A 19,001-nucleotide genomic window follows, 5' to 3' on the forward strand; every position below is an offset into this window, starting at 1 on the left:
CGTAATCACCTCGTGGCCTCAGCAGTAAGTCCTTGGTGCTGATTGGACCACGCGCCAGGGTCGTCGCTGTCTACGAACTCGCGCTGGCGGCCTTCCTTGATGGTGATGACGTCGCGAGGGCGAAGGTCAAAATCTTCAGCTGTGATGAGGTGTGAATGCCGCAAGATCAGGTTCAGGTGGTTTGGCATGTGGCTCTCGTCGTAACCTGCGAACTCGCCGAGGGGAATGTTTCCGTACCAAAAGGTATCCCCACGCGTCAGCATCGCCGGTTCGGTGAATTCGATAAAACCGATGTACCCGATCCGGTCGATAATCGATCCAGCGCTGTCCGTGGCGTCGGTGGTCACCACCAGTTCGTGGATCTCCCCCCGCCGCACACAGGCAGAGCCGTGGTGCGAAAGCCGCATCCCACGAGCATCGGTTTCGTGAAAGAGCAAGCGGACTACGCTGGTGTTGACGTCAAGTTTGCTCGGCATCCGGAGGCGGGTGTGCCGGCGTCGTCCGATGTGCATGGCATCGTGGACCAGCTGAACGATGCTCACTTGATCAAGGTCATCGGTGCCGGATTCGATCATCACTACGAAATCATCAAGGATTCCTACATACTCGTGCTGTAACGAACTCTTGAATTCTGAAAACCCATCAAGCATGTTCGCTGTCAGATGTGTCCCATTTGCGAACTCGACGTCGATATCCTTCAGTTCGCCATCATGCCAGGCCCAGTCGAGGTCGACCTGGACTCGCTCGCCCGAACGACCGGTTAGTTGCAGGTGTGCGAGAAATTCTATTCCATGTCGGACATCCCCTATTTCCGTCTCATCGAGTCTCATCTCACCTACAATCAGGCGAGCCATGTCAAGAGCATTAGGGCCGTTGTCGACGATGCAACCTCCTCCACAGCGGTCACGGTCGAGGTACCAAGTCTCACCGCCAGTGTGTTCGCGGATGTCTTCAAAGTAGCGGACCCGTACGTTTATAACTGGACTATCTGTAGCATTTACGCGGTCGAGGAGATCCAGGAGGTTCCGGTTAAAGCGACGGTGGAATGCGGTCCTAAGTACAACGCCAGCCTGTGTCGCAGCAGCCGCCAAATCAATTGCGTCCTTGGGGTCCAGGGTGAGGGGCTTTTCGCAACTGACATGAATGCCAGCGTCTAAAAGATCGCGCACGACTGTCGCGTGAAGATCGTTAGGCAGCGTCACGATAACTGCGTCGCACAGTCCGGCTGCAATCAGATCGTGATGCGATCGAAAACGAGCGACCTCTGCATCAACGAAGGCGTCGAGCTTTGCGTCGTCGAGGTCACAGACAGCAGCCAGTTCAGCGCTGCCGTGACTGTAAATGGCTGCTACGAACTCCTTGGCGATTACCCCGAGACCGATAATTCCAATCCGCATTTCTATCCTCCGTCCACTGAAGCCGCATAATCTGCGGCGAATTGTTCAACAAGGGAACGGATTCGCCCAGCAAACCACCCAAGTTCGGTAAGAGTGACATGTTCATCGTCGGTGTGGGCACCGTTCGCTCCGAGTTCCCCTGGGCCAAGCACAACGACATAATTCGCATGATCTTGCGCCCACACTGCGTCACAGGTAAACGCGACTTCATGAGCAGGTCCGTCAGCGCGCTCAAATCCACTGTCCGCGAGGATCTTTTCCAAGTGTGGGTGCCGATTAGCCAATGCAGGCAGACCGCGTTTCTGCCAGTCAAGCCTCATCACTTCACCGTAGGCGGCAGACGCTGCACGTGCTTCAGGGAAGTATCCAAGATCTGTTTCGAAGCGATCTGCAAGATTGGCTACCGCTGCTTCGACGGCCTCTTCCATCCGGGTACGCTGCTCCTGGGTGAAATAGGCAATGTTCAGTTTCAGTTTTCCGGTCCCATAAACCCGGTTATGCGCGTCGCCTGTATGGATGCCTGCGACACAGAGCTTGGCTCCGATTTCTTCGGCGACCGGAGAGAGTGCCTCGGTAAGGGTCGTGGCCGCGTGAGCAAGGATCAACGTCGCATTCGTGCCAAGCGTCGGCAGATCGTCTGTGCTGTCCCTGCCAGACACCACAAACTCGGGGGTCATCACACCGCTAGCCGCGTCGATCACGCGACCGCCGGTCGGTTCGAGGAACACCATGAGCGAGCCGCGAACGTCGCCACGAGCCAAAACATCTCTGGTCCCATACACGCCGAACGCACCGCTCTCCTCGCCTGGGACTGCTGTCACGATCACTCCAACTTCGTCCAAGAGCCCCGGGTCAGCACGGAACGCGGCGGCCACGCCAACAATTGCGGCGACTCCTGGACCCTTGTCGTCGACGGCACCGCGCGCATGCACGACGTCTCCGCGAAGCTCGGGAACGATATGCGGGCCGACCGTATCGACATGGAAGTTCAGAACAATGGTGCGCTTGGGGTCATCGGTCCGTCCGATCGCAAGTACGGCACTCGGTTGCTCGGTAAGAAACCCCACTCCCTCCTGTGCGATTCGTTCACGAACGGGAGCTGGCAAGATCGGATCTAAGGCAAGGGATGCGTCAGGGCGGTGCAGCGCCTTAAGGCGAAAACCTCGTGCCACCGCACCATCGATAACGATTTGCTGGGCCGCCTGCAGGTCTGTTGTCGACCCGCCCTCCAAAGGGGAGACGCTCGGGGCTCGGAGAAGTTCGAGCAGCCAGAGCTTGTCGTCTTCAGTAAACATTCAGCGCAGTTCCATCCTGTGTGCATGCAATAAGGTCAGCGGCTCTGCGCATGTACTCACAGTACGAATGCCGAAGCAGCGCGTCCGAGTTTCTCGTTCCTGCATGGGGTAATCGATCAATGTGAGGCTCTACACTCAGAACTCCGTTGTAACCGGAATCTCGGAGGAGTACCAGGCATTCAGTGATTCGTGATGCCCCTGTGCCGAGGGGTACAAAACGAACCGTACCGCTGTCCAGGCTGTCCTTCAGATGCACGTGGCTGACGTGCGGGGCAACAAGTTGCAGGAACTCAAGGGAATCGTAGCCGTACGTGACCCCGTTTCCTGTGTCGAACAGGAGGGAGAGCGCTGACGAAGAAACCTCGGCAAGGAGATCGAGCGTGTTAGCGGCAGACTGTCCGGCCCAACCGTCGCAATTTTCGAGAAGCAGAGTGACCCCGGCCTCCGATGCAAGCTGGGTGAGTAGCCGGAACCTTTCTATGACCGCAGTACGCCAAGCACTTTCTGCTCGGCCATCATTCGGGTAGGACATAACGCGAATCTGTTGGCAATCATAAATCTGGGCAATACGGATGTACCGCGTGAGATGAGCAAGGTCCTCCTCCTGAGACCTCCCGATGTCATATGCCCAACTGCCGATAGGACTATCTACAACCGGGACGGTCAGCCCAGTATCCTTTAGCTGCGCTGCCCATTCCTCATGGTGGGTGTCGTTGTAGTGATCAAGCCTTCGATCATCAAATGACCGGAGTTCGATTAAGTCCACTCCAAGGCGGGCATGCATATTGATTTGGTCGTTGAAGGATGCCGCCCCCTCGTCAGCGATTCCGCAAAGACGCATTGTCGCCGTCATCCGAACACCGGCTGAACAGAACCAATAGAGTCGGCAAGGAGGCTAGCCGAGCCGAGGCATTGTGCAGCCTCATTCGAGAGTTGAGTTGGTACTCGTACGATCCAACCTGTTCCCGTAGCCCGGAATGCCAAGCCGGCGTCTGCGAGCGTCCTCGAAAGTGATTCTGGCATCGTGTCAATATGAATTCCGCCCCCACCATGGATATCAGGGATACTTCGCGCGCCGTACTCTGTCAAAAGTTCGCAAAGTACGGCGGTAGTTGTTCGGAGACGAGCACGGCGCGGATACAAGTTGCGGAGTTCGGCTGTCAAATACTTTGCCACAACATCGTCTACGCGGGCATTGACGCCGACCTGTTCATGATGAAATCGTTTGCCCACTGGTTGCCCATGGTTGCGAGAAGCCCGCATCAGGGCTTCAATGTCGGATGATTTGGTGAATACCACTGCGATATCGCCGGGCGCCGCAACCTCTCGTGAGCCTGCGACGTCCCAAATCACGGCGTCGAAGCCGAGGGTAGTTGCACTCGAGACCGTTGAGAGCTCTCGGACGATCACGGCCTCTTTCATAGCATCCGCAGGTTCCACTGCGCGGAGCTCTGGCCAGTCTGATACACGCCAGCCCCGGACCGCGTTTGTGCGAGGAGTTCCGAAGACGGCCCATGCTGATCTTTGATGGGCTTCGATCGCTGCCTGTGCCGGCACTGGTAGTCCAGTACCGACCACCGTATCGGCTCCGCCGTCTGTAGTCTGTGCGAGAAGCAGGACTGCACCGAAGACGCTGCTGGTTCCGATGGCCTGCCATCCAGGAATGATTTCCTGGAGCGCGGCTTCCAGTTTTGCTGTAGCTCCCTTCAAGATGAACTCACCTGTCTCAGCAGTTTCAAGAACGCAGGCCTCAAGAAGCTGGAGGTCGATTTCAGTGGGAATCATGAGTTGATCTCCTTGTCGATAAAGCGCTCAATGGCATCGCAAACGATATCGATCTCGTGTTCTGTCATGTCCGCGTACAAAGGAAGGCCGATCGCGCGTGATGCAGCACGTCGGGCGATGGGAAGGTCGACATCGAGGTGTCCGCGGAAACATGGCTGATCTGGAATGACTTTGGGGTAATACACCTCTGTCTCTACGCCTGACACGGCAAGCCACTCGACAAGTTCGTCGCGACGATCGAATTCGATCAGATATACGTACCAGACTGAGGTATCGCCAGGCCCGTGTACCGGTGGATGCGGCGTATTGATGCCAGGAAGGAGGCGAAGCCGGTCAGAATAGCGCTCGGCCAGATGAGCTCGATGAACTATCTCACGGTCAAGCCGTTCGGCTCGGGCAAGGAGGACAGCTGCCTGCAGAGCGTCCATTCTGCTGACCCATGACGGCGCATGTTCTCCGCGAAAGACAGCTTGTACCCGCTCCGCTATACCTGGATCATCGGTGAGTACGGCCCCGCCATCGCCCAGTCCGCCCCAGGTCTTCGTCGGGAAGAAGGACAACGCGCCCCCAAGTCCAAACAGCCCAGCGTGGCGTCCTCCGCGGCGCATCCCGATTGCTTCGGCGCTGTCCTCAAGGAGCAGGAGTCTTCGTCGATCGCATAGGTCCGCTACTGACTCGATATCTGCCATGGTGTGAAACAGATGGACCAGCAGGACTCCCTTCGTCCGCGCCGTGATCGCCCCTTCGATCGTTTCCGGCGTAGCCGCGTAGGTCTTCGGATCGACGTCAACAAATACAGGAGTCGCACCCGCGTGGACGATACACGATGCACTGGCGAAGAAGCTGTAGGCAGGCACGATCACCTCGTCTCCGGGGCCAATCCCTGATGCAATCAGCAGAGCGATGAGCGCATCAGTCCCCGAATTGCATGCGATCGCGTAAGTCGCCCCGGTCCTTGCTCGGATTTCTGCTTCGAGTTCAGCTAACAGCTCATTAGGGGTGCTGAGCCGCGCAAGTTCAGAACTAAGCCGGTCGGTGCTCGCCTCAAGCCCCCTGGATGAGCTAAAGAATCGTACGGTCATGGTTCCCCCTGAAGAACACTTGTTATTGTCATAAGGCGGGCAGTAAAAACAAGATCTGCGGCGTCAATGTGTTCGTCGAACGAAACAGGAAGTGGGACTTCCCGGGTTCCTTCAAAGACGGAGTACGCAGCGTGGAGAAATGCGTCGAGCGGTGCCTCTTTAAAGTGCTCGGGCGGGTAGCCGATCCGCTCGACAGTTGATACCGGATGGTTTCGGCTCGATGGGAGCGTGATCGTAACGTCGTCGAGTTTCGAGGTGACGCGAAGCCGGCGGAGGCGTTCAGGCGCGTCCAGCTCCGACCGAAGCTCAGAAGTCGCCCCCGAAAAGTGGACGGTCCGCACCATGCACGCTCCGGATTCGCGACTCGCGGGCGCCCACCTCGCCGGGCGGGTTGTGGCTTTCTCGATGTTTTTAACAGGACCCAGTAAATGCCTGGCCACGAGAGACATGTGAGGGAACTCAACATCAAATGCGGAAGTCGATCCTCCCCTTCCACGCGCATAGTCCGCTTGACGATCCTTGTGCTGATCCATTTCGATTCGCAGAGTGTCAGCAACCCCGTGTTTCCGTGCCCGCTCGACAACTTTGCGGGCCGACTCGTATGACCGTGCATGGGGCCACACGGCGACGGGAAAGACTGCTTTCGTTGGGTGTCGGGCGATGACGCGCTGTAACCACTCGAGTTCCTGTTTGTTTACTGCGATCGGCTTTTCGAGCAAGACTACGGCGGCCCCCAAGTCGAGAGCCTGTTCCACTACGCGAACGTGCGTGGCGAGAGGAGAACAAACATGCACAACAGCTCCCGAAAGTTTTCCCGTGTGGGAATACACGTCCAGGTCGGAAAAAACATTCGGTGCCGGGGCCGCTAAAGGATCAATGAACACAACTTCCCGTTTGGGGCGGATTCGTAACAGGGCGGCAGCATGCAGTTCGCGCCCTGCCACTCCGGCGCCAACGATTATGGTGGGAAGCATCAGAGTTCCATGAGTTCGTCATAGCGCTGGCGGGCGCGCCGATCGGCGGCCACAGCATGGGAACGGGCTTGTTCATGCTGGACTTCGTCAAAGGCCAGGAAGCAGAATTTTGCGGGGACGGGCGTGAAACCTCTGAGTTGTTTGAACCGGTGGGCGCTCTTACCAAACCACAGCCTATGCACTCCGGTACGGGCGGCCTCAGCGATTGGATCGAGATATCCGAGGTTGGCATAGAGTCGTCCTATTTCGGGGCCCGACGGCCTTCCCCATCTGAGGACATGCATGGTGCTCTCGTCGCTCACACTCATGACAAAACCCGCCGGGCGCCCGTCTTGCGTAATAGCAACCCGGATTGAGGCCCCTTGAAGGTCAGCAAATGCATCAAACGCGGTTTCTTCCAGTTCCGGCCCGTTGTGGCCGTGGTCAGCCATGAAAGCGGCATGCATGTGGGGTGCGAATGCACGGTCTGCTTGTTCCCAGTCCCGGATCGTGGAACCTGTTCGTTCGAAGTGGTTCCGATCGTTGACGAACTGACGGCGTGGCGTCCTAGAGAGTCGTTGGAGAACTCCATCGATGGTGTTCTCGGGGGATACGTCGAGGTACCAATCTGCGTCGTAGAACACTGAAAGGAAGTCGAACTTGTCGAGAACTGGTGAAACGATCTCGTCATCTACGTCAACCCAGGGGACAGCTATCCCGTCAAAGCCTGCGTTGCGGCAACTCCCGATGACCTTGGCCAGAACGCCTTCGAGCGCCGCGCCGCCGCCGTAGAGAGTGTGCCGGAAGCGTAGCGGCGTGCCGAGTATTATCCAGCGTTGCCCGAGGGAAGACCTGTCGATGCCAAGGAGGTTTGGAAGGTTAAATGTGAGTGGGATCCGATCCAAGTATTGGAACCCAACCACTGCCGCCTTCCCTGTGTCCTCTGCCCAAGAGTGGGTTATTACCCTGCCGGCCAGCTCGGTGGCGAGGAAGTCAAGCATGGCCGGTGTCGTCATCGGATCGGTGCTGAGGGCACGAAGCACAGGTGCGATCCGGTTAACGGCAGTGCTGCTCACGAGTCCTCCTGGTAGACGAAACTGAGCGTCTCCATGTAACCCGAAGCGATGGCAACAGCAGTATCGGAATCTTGGGCTACTACACGAACCCGCGCTACTCGATCAAGTGACGAGCGAGCGGCTCCGACGAGTGTTCCTTTGGCGACGAGTGCTTTTGCTTCGCGGACCTCGGTTTGCGATAAGAGTTCATCGAGCCCTTGGATCCGATCGATGCGGCCAGTCTTTTCTGCTTGGGCAAACCAGATCGCCGCAGCACCGGTGTAGTGACCGCCGGTTCTCGCGACAGCTTCGTCCCATCCCGGATGTATGAAACGGCCCGTAGCGGCCTGGTCCACTGTGGCCTCATCGATCGTCCATCCAGTGGCATCACGAACAAGTTCGAGGATCTCGTCGCCAGCCTTGCGTAGGTGAGTCTCAATCAGCTCAGGACCATGCTCGCTGAGCATCACCTCAGTGTGTGTCGCCCCGAAACGAATGCCAAGTGCTGTCAGAATGGCGTCTACAAACTCAGTGATTTGCTCATGTTCCAACCCCGAAATGCGGGCGGGGACCACGTGGCCGATCTCCACTTTGCTGGCTTGGTCGATGAACTTCTCTGTGACTGCCGCAATGACATGGTTACCCTCGTGGGAGAAGGCCTCGACGCTGAATTCACGACCATTAACGAACTGTTCGATCATTGGCGGAGAGGAAATCAGGCAGGCCTTCTCGGCCCCGGAATCCGTCCCTATCTCTGACGCGTATCGGAAAGCATCAATAACGGCAGAGTCGGATTCCACAATCCGAACCCCGGCGCTCCCACGACCGCCGTTCGGTTTGATGACGACGGGGTAGCCCAGCCGCCTTGCCGATTCGACGGCTTCATGCTCGTCCCTCGGGAGCTCGGAGTCGACTCGGGTCAAGCTGACTTTAGCGAGCCGCTGCCGCATCTCATGTTTGTCATTTACAACTCTTACAAGATCCGGGGCGTGGTACTCCATATTCTGGTCAGCAGCGATCGCGGCTGCTTTGTCTTGGTCTATTTCCGCGAGGGCTGTTACCCGCTCGTAAGGCCATAACGTTTGGATCGCACGGGCGGTTTGAACCCACTCTTCTGTGCTCGCGGATTCCGGCAACAGGCCCACGAAGTCATTTACCTCGAGATCCGGCACGAGGCCGATCGCAGATGTCCTGGCGAGAACGATCGTGCGCAGATTTGGTGTTCGTTCCCGAATCAGGTTCTGCAGCCCACGCCCACCGCCGACAAGAAGTATCCGCGCCACTACCCTGCACCCATCAGTAGCTCGTAAATCGCGGGACCTCGCCGGTCCAGGTTGGGTCTACGTCTTGCATAGGAGTGACGTCATCGCGTGTGCGGACGCCGCATTGCTTCCACTGCTCGTGCAACGCAGCGACTGCATCCTCGTCCACTTCAATACCAAGTCCTGGCCGGTTCGGTACCGCGACAGCGCCGTCTATGATCGGCAACGGTGTCGCCTTCGATAGAACATCCTCGGTTTGCCATGGGCGATGGGTATCGCAGGAGTAAGTCATTGTTCGTGCGACCGCTCCGAAGTGGGTCATGGCAGCGAGACTAATTCCCAAGTGCGTATTCGAGTGCATCGACAAACTCAGTCCGAACGTTTCGCAGAGCCTGTCGAGCTCCACAGAACGGCGGAGGCCACCCCAGAAATGATGATCGGAGAGGATGATTTGCGGAGCACCTTCCTTGATTGCCTCGGGGATGTCTTCGAAGGCTGTCACACACATGTTGGTTGCTAGCGGCATTGAGACTTCGCGGGCCACTCTTGCCATGTCTGCGGTAGATTCCACGGGATCTTCAAGGTAGTCGACTTGGCCGTCAAGCTGACGACCAACCTCTATCGCTACGTCGACGCTCCATGCAGCATTTGGATCGATCCGGATCGGCAAGCCCGGAAGTGCTTTACGAAGGGCCTGAACTGTAGCAACTTCCTCCTTGGGCGGAAGAACTCCACCCTTCAGTTTCAGTGAGCGGAATCCGTACTCATCCACCATCCGGCTCGCTTCGGCAACCATCTGCTCAGGAGTGAGCACTTCGCCCCAGATATCGGCCTCGTACGGGCGGGATGGATGCTCGGCCCATTTGTAGAAGAGGTATGCGCTGAAGTCGACCTGGTCGCGGATGCGTCCGCCCAGAAGATCGGAGACCGGACGTCCGAGCAACTTTCCCTGGATATCGAGGCAAGGAACTTCAAACGCTGAGAATACTGCTGCCCGGGTCTTTTGGGATGCCGCATCAGCCATCGGATAGCCAGCACCCGCAGGCTTACTGTCACCGGCTTCGTTGATACTCGTGCCGAGCTCGTCTTCTACAATCGCTGCGATCCGGTTGAGGTCGAATACATCAACACCGATAATCTTTGGACTTAGACGGTCGAGCCATTGAAGCATGACGTCGTCACCGTATGTTTCACCCCAGCCGACCAACCCGTTTTCAGCGGTTACTTTAAGGACCGATCGCAACGCATGTGTTTGGTGCACGCCTTCGGAATTGAGCAGCGGCGGGTCCTTGACAGCAACAGGAGTGATGGTTATGGAGGTAATCTGCATGGTTTCCCTTATGTTGATCCAGCATGAAAATCTTGGTGTTCGATGACGGCCATCACACAGCTACGATGCTCCGGCCGGTCAGTCGGTTTCGGGTATCGATGATGGGGATATCCAGGTCGGCGAACGCCGCGTAGTCATTGTCATCGTGATCCGTGAGAAGAACGCCGAGTGTGCACCGATCAAGCTCTTCAGCAGTTAGCGATGACCGGACATGAACGTCTCCGATTGTGCTGTCACCGACGACCGGGTCGTACACAAGGACATCGATCCCATAGGCGCGGAGGACTTCGATGACCCGAAGGGCCGGCGATTCTCGAATGTCGACGACGTTGGATTTGTAGGCGAGTCCAATGACAACAACCAAGGCGCTGTTTTGAACCCCGTCTGCAGCTAGGCGATCCACCACTGCATGGGCTATATAGTCGGGGCGTTTGCCATTGACGCGGACAGCTGTGTTGACTATGTCCAGTTGCATGCCGACCGACGCTTCCGCCTCCCAAGAGAGGTAGTTCGGGTCGATCGGAATGCAGTGTCCACCGATCCCTGGGCCAGGTTGAAAGGGCATGAATCCGAATGGCTTGGTGCTTGCTGCCCGGATAGCTTCACGGGTGTCAATGCCGCGCTTGTGGCCATATTCGGCGAGTTCATTAACGAGGGCAATATTGACAAGTCGAAACGTATTTTCGAGGAGCTTTGCGAACTCAGCCTCTCGCGTGCCGGCAACGTCTACTGTGTTAATTCCGAGGGATTGGTAGAAGGCACGCACTTTGTTGAGACACTCAGGCGTAACGCCGGATACCAGTTTCGGAGTCGTTGCCATGTTGAAGACCCGGTTTCCCGGATCGATGCGTTCAGGGCTGAAACCTAGATGCACTGAACTTCCGATGCGTCGACCGGCAGACTGTTCAAGAATTGGGCCGACGATGTCTTGGGTTGTACCAGGAAACGTCGTTGACTCGAGGATGACCACTGCGTTCGGGGAAAGCACTCCGTCGAGTCCGGTAACACTACTCAGCACGAAACGCAGATCAGGTTTGCCATCGGCCCCAAGAGGGGTGGGGACGGTGATTACCACAACATCAATCCCGCGCAGATCAGAGACGTCTGAAAGAACCTGGTACTGCCCTGACTGTAACGCTGACTCGATCTCCGCGTTTGAAACGTCGTCAACGTACGACCTGGCAGCCTCAAGCGACCTCAATCGCTCGGTGGCTCGCTCTACGCCGAAAACAACATATCCAGCGCTAACGGCGCTCAATGCAAGCGGCAGGCCGACATAACCCTGCCCCACGACCGCGACACGTTTGGTGCGCAACGTAGACGTCATGACTACTCCTGCTCTTCTGAATTGAAAGGTTCAAATCGAGCCAAAACTAGCCTGCTTATAATCAGCCGATCAACCGGTGTCACTTGACAAAATTAATTTGTACATCGTGTGTATAATCCGCCTCATGGTGCTGAGGGGCGACCCGGAATAACCGCCTCAGACGACCACGAACCGCTGCGGTCGAGCGTGTAAATACGGGACCCACGTGGGCTATACCCGCGTGCTCACCCTTGGCGGTGGTTTCCTATGAGCCGAGAGATACCTGAGGCTTCTCCGAAAGCTACGATCTATTACCAAAGAGGACAGGGCATCGGTCTATTGCTGTAAGCGGCCGTCTCTAGTTGGGTCGGTTTCCCGCCAGGGAACAACGCGAAGTGCTGGATGCTCTGGGGTTCGAAGGGGGACCTCATGCCGGGCTCCTTTCGCAGGGGACGCAGCGGTTGTGACTGGACAAAGCGTCCGATGGCTTAGGCCTTAGACGATATGAAGTGAGGGTTGGCCGGTCCTGGGGCCCCGTCCGGGACCGGCCATTATCGCCGGGCGGTTCCGCAGCGCCGGCTTTGGTGTGATCGGTGCCGTCGGTGTGGTGGGCGGCGCTGCGGGGCCTGATCCCGGGCGGTGATGCCTTTATCCCGGACGGGGCCAAAGGCTGGTGAGGCCGGGACCTTCGGTGTCACAGCATCCGTGGGTTGCCGTTGACGGCTCCCTTGGCCTGGCCCGTTGCCTGCGGGCTGCCGGCGTCAACTGTGTGGTCGCGGCGTCCTCGAAACTGCTGCCCGCACCCGGAAACAGGGTCAAAACCGACCCGCGCGATGCCCAAGTGCTGGCCGAGATGCTCGCGGTCGGCTCGGTCACCGAGGTGCGGATCCCGGACCCGGACGAAGAAGCTCTCCGGGACTTGTCCCGGCTGCGCTCGGGTACGGCCAAGGACCTCGCGCACGCCCGCCAGCACGTGAACGCCATCCTGCTGCGCCACGGCATCCGCTACCCCAAAGAGACAAGATGGACGCAGGAACACAGCCGGTGGCTGCACCGCCAGCACTTTGCTGAACCGGCGCTGCAGTTCACCTACGAGGCCGATGTCGAGCAGGCCGAACTCCTCGCCGGGCAGCTCAAAAGGATCGATAAGCAGGTCGCCGCCACGGCCGCGACATGCCGCTACGCCCCGGTGATCGAGGCGTTGATGTGTCTGCGCGGCATCCAGATTACGACCGCGTTCGGGCTGGCCGTGGAGATCGGGGGCTGGACCCGCTTCACCGGTTCGTCCATCGGCTCCTACCTCGGGCTGGTCCCCAGCGAGAATTCCTCCGGCCCATCCCGCCACCAGGGCCCCATCGCCAAGGCCGGGAACACCTACGCCCGCAAACTCCTCATCGAAGCCGCTTGGCAGCACCGGCGCCCCTATGCCCGGCCCGGGGAACGGCTGCTGCGCCAGCTCGACCACGTCGCCCCGGCAACCCGTATCCGCGCCCTGGAAGGAAACCACCGGCTCCACCACAAATGGGAAGCGGCCCCCCGGAACCACACGGCCAGGAGCCGCTCATCTATGCCTCTTGACAACCCAACCTACATATCAGCGGGCCAGCGGGGTCAGCGCCAGCGCCAGCACGAATGCCAGGGCGGCCGTGGCTGCAGGGGTAAGGGCCCAGAGCCCGACAATCCGGATCACCAGCTTCCGGTTGGTCACGGAGAAATGCTGGTTCTCGCCCGCTCCCAGGACAGCGGACGTGACGGTGTGGGTGGTGGACAGCGGCCAATGCAGCCCGATGGCGCCCACAAAAAGCATTACGGCGCTGAAGATCTGCGCCACTGAGCCCCGCAAAGGATCGATCCGGGTGATCTTGTAGCCGATGGTGTGCGAGATCCGCCAGCCGCCGAACAGTGTCCCGACTGTCATCATGACGGCAGACAGCAACACCACCCACAGGGGAATGGTGCCGCCGTCGGAATATCCCGCCGCCAGCAGGGCCAGCAACAACACGGCGCTGACCCGCTGCCCGTCCTGCAGTCCGTGCCCAAAAGCCACAGCCCCTGCGGCAACTGCCTGGCTGCGGCGGAAACGGTGGTTGACCACGTTGGGCTGCGCATAGCGGGCCGCCCACGTGGCCGGGTACACCAACATGAACGCACCGCTGTAGGCAACGAGCGGTGACAGCACCAGCGGCAGCACCACCTGGAAGAGCAAGGACTGGTCCACCCCTCCGACGCCGGTGCCTCCCATCGCGAGGCTGGCCAGTCCGGCGCCGGCGAGCCCGCCCACCAGTGCATGCGTGGAGGATGCGGGTATGCCCCGCCACCACAACAAAATTCCCCATGCACAGGCGCTCGCGAGGCCGGCCACCAGGATACTGAGGCCCCCCGTGCCCGGAGGAAGACTGATCCACGTCTGGCTGACCGTGACGGCCAGGCCCGCACTTAGCAGGGCGCCGACAAAGTTGAAGAAGGCCGCCAGCAGCACGGCCACGCTGGGGGTAAGTGCCCGGGTACGGACGGCAAGCGCCACGGAGGTGGAGGCGTCACGGAAGCCGTTGAGGAACGTAAACCCTGCGGTCAGCAGGACCACGAGCCCAAAGATGACCGGCGTCACCTCAGGATTCCTTGACGATGATGCTGCCCACCTGGGTGGCGATCCGCCGCATGTCCTTGGTAACTTCCACCAGTTGGTTGGCGATGTCCCGGTTGCGGGAATACTGGGCCCACTTCATGTCGGCGATCATGTCCGCCACCCACACCCGGTGTGTTCGTTCTGCCCGCTGGGTAAGGCGGAGGATTTCGATCCAGTAGTCCTCAAGGTCGTCAAGGTTGTTGAGCCGGCGCATGGCATCCACCGTCAGTTCGGCCTGGCGGCTGATGATTTCCAGCTGGTCAGCCGCGCGTTTGGGCAGCCGTTCCAGCTTGTACAGGGCCACCAGCTCGGCGGCCGCGTCCATTTTTTCCATCGCCTCGTTGAGGTACCGCGAGAGAGCGTACATGTCTTCGCGGGGGAGCGGGTTAACGAAACTGGTGCGCATGTGCGTGAGGAGGGCGAAGTGCAGTTCGGTGGACTTTGCCTCGTGGTTGTGCATGTCCTCCACGAGTTTGGCGTGTTCCGCGGCAGGGACGCCAAGGATCTCCGCCAATGTGGCGCTGGCCAGCACGATCTGCTGGGCCAGCTGCGAAAGGAGGGTCAGCCCGGCGGGCTCCTGGGGAAAAAGGCGCAGCTTCACGTATCTACCGGTCTCCGGGGAAAGTACAGGGCGGGGGGCTGCTGCCGTGCGACTTGACCCCGGCGCGCAACTGCCCCAACTCTACCGGCCTGTAACTGGGCACCCGAAACATCACGGCGGCAGCGGTGCCATGAATCGCAGAAAGGGCCCTAAGAAAGCCAGGAAAATGGCAGAAAAGTGGTGCCGAACCGGATACGCCTCTCGGCGGTAGGCCGCTCTAGGCGGCTAATTGTTGAAGCCCGGGGGTTTCGCGGCTCGGCACCGATTTCAGTTTTCTACTTTGGCTGGCGCAAGTCAATCTTGACAGGCGGGCCGGTGCGGGGCACTAGTACTGATTCAGTCGAGCTCGCCCAGCCGCCACGCGTTCGCGGCATGTTCCAGGTCCTCCGCAGTCTTAACCAACTGGTGGGAGTTCCGCGTCAGTTTGCTGGCGTGCGCTTCGTTGCCGTGCTCGGCACCGTCGGCGATGGTTGCCTGCCCGAGCGCCACCACCCGGCAAAAGGCCGCGGAACGTTCCAGCGCGACGTCGAACTCGCCGTCGAACGCGCCGGAAAGGATGGCATCGGCCATGGTGCGCATTTCGTCCGCACCCGGCGGTTCGGCTGCCCCTGCCACCACATTGGACACCTGGGCGGTGTCCTTGCCGGCCCGGAAGTACACGGAGATGCGCTCCGGGTCCTGGACTGTGGCCGCGCGAAGGGCATACAAGCGCCATAGTGCGCCGGGAAGTGAGCGTGCGGGACTCTCCGCCCACATCTCCGCAATCGCATCAAGGCCCTGTTCATCAGCGAGCTTCACCAGCCGCTCGGTGACCACGGGATCGTCGCTGTCACGCCCGTGGCGGACCAGTGCCTGCGCAGCGAGGTGGGCAGCTTCGGAGACGCGCGCGGGATCCGCGCCGCCTGCAAAGGGCTCGAAGTCGATCGGAGCGAACGGTTTGGGCTTGTGGTGCCGGTTCGCGCCGCCGTATGGGCTGGATCCTGCTTGCTCACTCATGCCCCCACGCTACTCCTGTGCCGAGGTGGAAATCGAGCATCCGGTCCCCTTGCCCCCGCGCAGCATTCCGCGGCCGGCGGCGGATCTTCAGCTTCGTGCAAAGGCGCCGGAACCATGGGTTAGAGTATTAACGTCCAGAAATGGATGGGCCGCGGTTGGCCAGTGCTTTTGGTGCTGAACCATCCCGGCTGGGGCCTTTAGCTCAGTTGGTAGAGCATCGGACTTTTAATCCGTGGGTCGTGGGTTCGAGCCCCACAGGGCCCACTCTTTGAACGAAGAGTGGTACGTCCCCGGCATCCTGGCAGCAGGGTGCCGGGGACGTTTTTCTTTTTCGCCCTGGATCTCCGGTGGTCCGGACAACCGGCAGGCCGTCCGGGCCGCAGGGCCGCAGCAGGCAGAATGATCACATGGCAAAAAGCAGCAAGGGGCGGATGCCGCGCCTTGAAGACGTCGCGGACAGGGCCGGGGTCTCCCATCAGACCGTCTCCCGGGTGGCTAACAACCACCCCAACGTGAGCGAAGCGACCCGCGTGAAGGTGGAGGCCGCCATCGCCGAGCTGGGGTACCGGCGCAACACCGCTGCTCGGAGCCTGGTGACCCGGCGCTCGCAGACCATTGGGGTCCTGGCCAGCGAGCTGTCGCAGTACGGCCCCGCCAATACCCTCCTGGGGGTGGAGCAGGCTGCCCGGAACGCCGGCTATTTCGTGAGCATCGCCGCCCTGCGCGAGGTCAGCCGGAGTGCCATCCTCGATGCCATCAGCCACTTCATGGATCAGGCCGTGGACGGGATTGCGGTGCTGGTGCCCCATGCGGACACCCTGGTTGCCCTGGACGAGATGCAGCTGTCCGTGCCTGTGGTGGCTGTGGGCTCCCTTGGCAACGGGAATGTCAGCGGGGCCATGGTGGACCAGCGCCGCGGTGCGGAACTCGCCGTCGAGCACTTGATCGGGCAGGGCCACCGCCGGATCGGCCACCTGGCAGGACCATCCGACTGGACGGATGGTTCCGAGCGCGCCGAAGGCTGGCGGGAGGCACTCAAACGCGCCGGACTTGCCGATGACCTCCTGCTGCAGGGCGACTGGAGTGCCGGCAGTGGATATGCTGCCGGCCGGAAACTCGCGGCCGATCGCAGTGCTACGGCGCTCTTCGTGGGAAACGACCAAATGGCCCTTGGCGTGCTGCGGGCGTTTGCCGAAGCGGGGGTTAATGTGCCCGACGACGTCTCCGTGGTCGGGTTTGATGACCAGCCGGAATCGGGGTACTTCACCCCGCCGCTCACAACGGTCCGGCAGGACTTCGAGGAACTGGGCCGGCGCTGCATGGACATCATGCTCAAGGAGATCGAAGCCGGTGCCGGCGTAAGCTCCACTGTGGTCACGCCGGAACTGGTCCTCCGGGCAAGCACCGCCCGGCCTGCAGCGGATCCCTCCTGACCTGCTGACTGACCGCATCTGCGCCCCGGCCGCCGGCCGCCCAAAAAATATTCTTAAGAATTTTCAATGCAAGTGCATCCAACTCCGATGCTGCGCCGGTAGTAGAGGTGTAAGCAAAAAATGCCCGAACGGCGGGCCGATCAATGGAGATAGACATGCGCAACAGGATTTTCACAGCAGGCGCCGGTGCAGCGGCAATCGCAGCAGCCATCGCTCTCGCCGGCCCGGCCCAGGCTGCGGAGGGGGACGCCCAGCTGTCCGTCCTCCACGGCGTCCCGGGCCTGACCGTGGATGTCTGGGTCAACGGTGACCGGACCCTCGACGATTTTGCCCCCGGAACGCTGGCCGGGCCGCTGGCACTGCCGGCTGGAGCCTACGAACTCGCCATCACCGCCTCGGACGCCGCCGACGCCTCTGCTGCCGTCATCGGCCCCGTCAGCGTCACCCTGGCGGCCAACGGCAACTACACCGCCGTCGCCAACCTCGACGCAGCGGGCAACCCCACCGCCAACCTCTTCACCAACGACGTCTCCCAGATTGAGGCAGGCAAGGGCAAGCTGACGGTCCGGCACACGGCTGCCGCTCCCGCCGTGGACGTCCTGGCCGGCGGCGCCGCAGTCGTCTCCAACCTGGCCAACCCCAACGAGCAGACCCTCACGCTTGACCCCGGCACCGTGTCGGCAGCGGTCGCTGCCACCGGCACCACTGCCCCGGTCATCGGCCCGGCTGACGTCACCATCGCGGAAGGGACGCACACCGTGGTGTACGCCTGGGGCAGCCTGGCGGACAACAACCTGCAGCTGGCCGTCCAGACCATCGAGGGCCTGCACTCCGCTCCGGGCTCTGTCCCGGGCGCCCTTGACGGCTCCACAGTCGGCGCCGCCTCGGATCCCGCCGCACTCACGCTCGGAATCGGTGCTGCAGCCCTGGCACTGCTCCTCGGCGGCGTGGGCGTAGCCCGCACCGTCGCAGCACGTCGCGCAGAGTAGAACCACTGGTGGCCGCCCGGTACTAACCGGGCGGCCACCGCATTTCCCGCCGGGGGCTTGCAGGTGAGCGCCCAGGATCACGCACGAAAGGCCCGACAGATGAAAGCCGGACACATGAAGAAAGGCCCGACGACGGCAGGGGAGTCCCGCCGTCGTTCCTCCGTTGTTTCCGGGGGTGGGGTTCTCCTCGCGGGGGCCCTGCTGCTTTCCTCCTGCGCGGCCGCCCCGTCGGTTCCGGCAGCATCTTCCGTCCCGTCTGCCGCCCAGGCGGCCGGGCAGGCTGTCCCGGCCCAGTCTGTCCCCGCCCAGCCTGTAAGTCCCGTGCCGGCCATCACCGCGGCTCCAACCAGCCCGGCGGCCGTCCCGGATATTCCGGTGCGGCCTGCCGCTCCTGAAGCGGCAGTGGCGGCTCCCGTCCCGGTTTCGCTCACCGTTGCCGGTACTCCGATTAATATGCCGGTGGTGCCGGTCGGAGTTTCGGACAGTGGGGCAATGGAAATACCGGACGCGTTCGACCGTGCCGGCTGGTACCGCTTCGGCCCGGCTCCGGGAGCCGCCGCGGGTACCGCCGTCATTGCCGGACACATCGATACGAAGTCTGACAATGCGCCGTTTTCCGCGTTGAAGTCCGTGGCGGCCGGAACCGTGGTGGAGGTGGGCCGCGAGGGTGCGCCTGCACTGAAGTACCGGGTGGTGAGTGTCGAGTTGATGGCCAAGGACAGATTCGACGGAAGCTCCGTGTTCCGGCGGTCCGGGCAGCATGAACTTAAAGTCATCACGTGCGGCGGCGAGTGGCTGGACGAACGTATGGACTACAGCGACAATGTGATTGTCACCGCGGTCCTGGAGTGAGCGGTGATCCTGCCATGATTGTCGCCACCGACGCCGCGA

At 60.6% G+C, this 19,001-nt stretch carries 16 protein-coding genes, 1 tRNA gene and 1 pseudogene; 5 read left to right on the forward strand and 13 right to left on the reverse strand.

Translation table 11 applies throughout. From position 1 onward, the window contains the following. Positions 1-5 precede the first annotated feature (5 nt). The 10 genes from AC4BCK_RS02195 to AC4BCK_RS02240 are packed head-to-tail and all read right to left on the reverse strand — an operon-like array spanning position 6 to position 11,486. Positions 6-1,397 (reverse strand): Gfo/Idh/MocA family protein, encoded by a 1,392-nt coding sequence (locus AC4BCK_RS02195; RefSeq protein ID WP_364422996.1) that lies wholly within the window; start codon positions 1,395-1,397, stop codon positions 6-8. 2 nt (positions 1,398-1,399) lie between these two features. Then, positions 1,400-2,692, reverse strand: a complete 1,293-nt coding sequence (locus AC4BCK_RS02200; RefSeq protein ID WP_364409341.1) for a M20/M25/M40 family metallo-hydrolase — start codon at positions 2,690-2,692, stop codon at positions 1,400-1,402. After that, a complete protein-coding gene (locus AC4BCK_RS02205) occupies positions 2,682-3,545 on the reverse strand; it encodes a sugar phosphate isomerase/epimerase family protein (RefSeq protein WP_364409344.1) in 864 nt (287 codons plus the stop codon). Before AC4BCK_RS02205 ends, AC4BCK_RS02200 begins: the two co-directional genes overlap by 11 nt. Beyond that, complete coding sequence (locus tag AC4BCK_RS02210; RefSeq protein ID WP_364409347.1) at positions 3,542-4,477, reverse strand: DegT/DnrJ/EryC1/StrS family aminotransferase; 936 nt, start codon at positions 4,475-4,477, stop codon at positions 3,542-3,544. Before AC4BCK_RS02210 ends, AC4BCK_RS02205 begins: the two co-directional genes overlap by 4 nt. After that, entirely contained in the window at positions 4,474-5,559 is a 1,086-nt protein-coding gene (locus tag AC4BCK_RS02215) for a DegT/DnrJ/EryC1/StrS family aminotransferase (protein ID WP_364409350.1), read from the reverse strand. The genes AC4BCK_RS02210 and AC4BCK_RS02215 overlap by 4 nt, the downstream gene beginning before the upstream one ends. After that, entirely contained in the window at positions 5,556-6,533 is a 978-nt protein-coding gene (locus tag AC4BCK_RS02220; protein WP_400576724.1) for a Gfo/Idh/MocA family oxidoreductase, read from the reverse strand. Before AC4BCK_RS02220 ends, AC4BCK_RS02215 begins: the two co-directional genes overlap by 4 nt. Beyond that, positions 6,533-7,588, reverse strand: a complete 1,056-nt coding sequence (locus AC4BCK_RS02225; protein WP_364409356.1) for a peptidogalycan biosysnthesis protein — start codon at positions 7,586-7,588, stop codon at positions 6,533-6,535. The genes AC4BCK_RS02220 and AC4BCK_RS02225 overlap by 1 nt, the downstream gene beginning before the upstream one ends. Beyond that, complete coding sequence (locus tag AC4BCK_RS02230; protein WP_364409359.1) at positions 7,585-8,850, reverse strand: ATP-grasp domain-containing protein; 1,266 nt, start codon at positions 8,848-8,850, stop codon at positions 7,585-7,587. The genes AC4BCK_RS02225 and AC4BCK_RS02230 overlap by 4 nt, the downstream gene beginning before the upstream one ends. A 13-nt stretch (positions 8,851-8,863) precedes the next feature. Next, the gene (locus tag AC4BCK_RS02235; RefSeq protein WP_364409362.1) at positions 8,864-10,159 is read right to left on the reverse strand and encodes an enolase C-terminal domain-like protein; all 1,296 of its coding nucleotides are present in this window, start codon (positions 10,157-10,159) and stop codon (positions 8,864-8,866) included. 52 nt (positions 10,160-10,211) lie between these two features. After that, positions 10,212-11,486 (reverse strand): nucleotide sugar dehydrogenase, encoded by a 1,275-nt coding sequence (locus tag AC4BCK_RS02240; RefSeq protein ID WP_400576721.1) that lies wholly within the window; start codon positions 11,484-11,486, stop codon positions 10,212-10,214. 748 nt (positions 11,487-12,234) lie between these two features. Here AC4BCK_RS02240 and AC4BCK_RS02245 point away from each other — a divergent pair. Next, positions 12,235-12,831: pseudogene (locus AC4BCK_RS02245) on the forward strand (IS110 family transposase); the annotation flags it as partial. Positions 12,832-13,059: 228 nt separating this feature from the next. Here AC4BCK_RS02245 and AC4BCK_RS02250 read toward each other — a convergent pair. The 3 genes from AC4BCK_RS02250 to AC4BCK_RS02260 all read right to left on the reverse strand — a co-directional run bounded on the left by AC4BCK_RS02250 (position 13,060) and on the right by AC4BCK_RS02260 (position 15,688). After that, positions 13,060-14,073: an inorganic phosphate transporter gene (locus AC4BCK_RS02250; protein ID WP_364409368.1), complete on the reverse strand. Its 1,014-nt coding sequence runs from the start codon at positions 14,071-14,073 to the stop codon at positions 13,060-13,062. Between the two features lies 1 nt (position 14,074). Continuing rightward, positions 14,075-14,692 (reverse strand): DUF47 domain-containing protein, encoded by a 618-nt coding sequence (locus AC4BCK_RS02255; RefSeq protein ID WP_364409371.1) that lies wholly within the window; start codon positions 14,690-14,692, stop codon positions 14,075-14,077. Positions 14,693-15,028: 336 nt separating this feature from the next. Continuing rightward, entirely contained in the window at positions 15,029-15,688 is a 660-nt protein-coding gene (locus AC4BCK_RS02260) for a hypothetical protein (RefSeq protein ID WP_400576718.1), read from the reverse strand. 191 nt (positions 15,689-15,879) lie between these two features. Between AC4BCK_RS02260 and AC4BCK_RS02265 the strand changes: the two genes are divergently transcribed. The 4 genes from AC4BCK_RS02265 to AC4BCK_RS02280 all read left to right on the forward strand — a co-directional run bounded on the left by AC4BCK_RS02265 (position 15,880) and on the right by AC4BCK_RS02280 (position 18,962). Continuing rightward, positions 15,880-15,952 (forward strand) — tRNA-Lys (locus tag AC4BCK_RS02265). Positions 15,953-16,095: 143 nt separating this feature from the next. Beyond that, on the forward strand, positions 16,096-17,121 hold the full coding sequence (locus AC4BCK_RS02270) for a LacI family DNA-binding transcriptional regulator (protein WP_400576715.1): 1,026 nt from the start codon (positions 16,096-16,098) through the stop codon (positions 17,119-17,121). A gap of 155 nt (positions 17,122-17,276) precedes the next feature. Next, a complete protein-coding gene (locus AC4BCK_RS02275) occupies positions 17,277-18,110 on the forward strand; it encodes a DUF4397 domain-containing protein (RefSeq protein ID WP_400576713.1) in 834 nt (277 codons plus the stop codon). A gap of 99 nt (positions 18,111-18,209) precedes the next feature. Next, positions 18,210-18,962 carry a class F sortase gene (locus AC4BCK_RS02280; protein ID WP_400576710.1) on the forward strand — a complete coding sequence of 251 codons (753 nt, stop codon included), beginning with the start codon at positions 18,210-18,212 and terminating at the stop codon, positions 18,960-18,962. The last annotated feature ends 39 nt before the right edge of the window (positions 18,963-19,001 follow it).

Source organism: Pseudarthrobacter sp. As-47 (assembly GCF_058215595.1).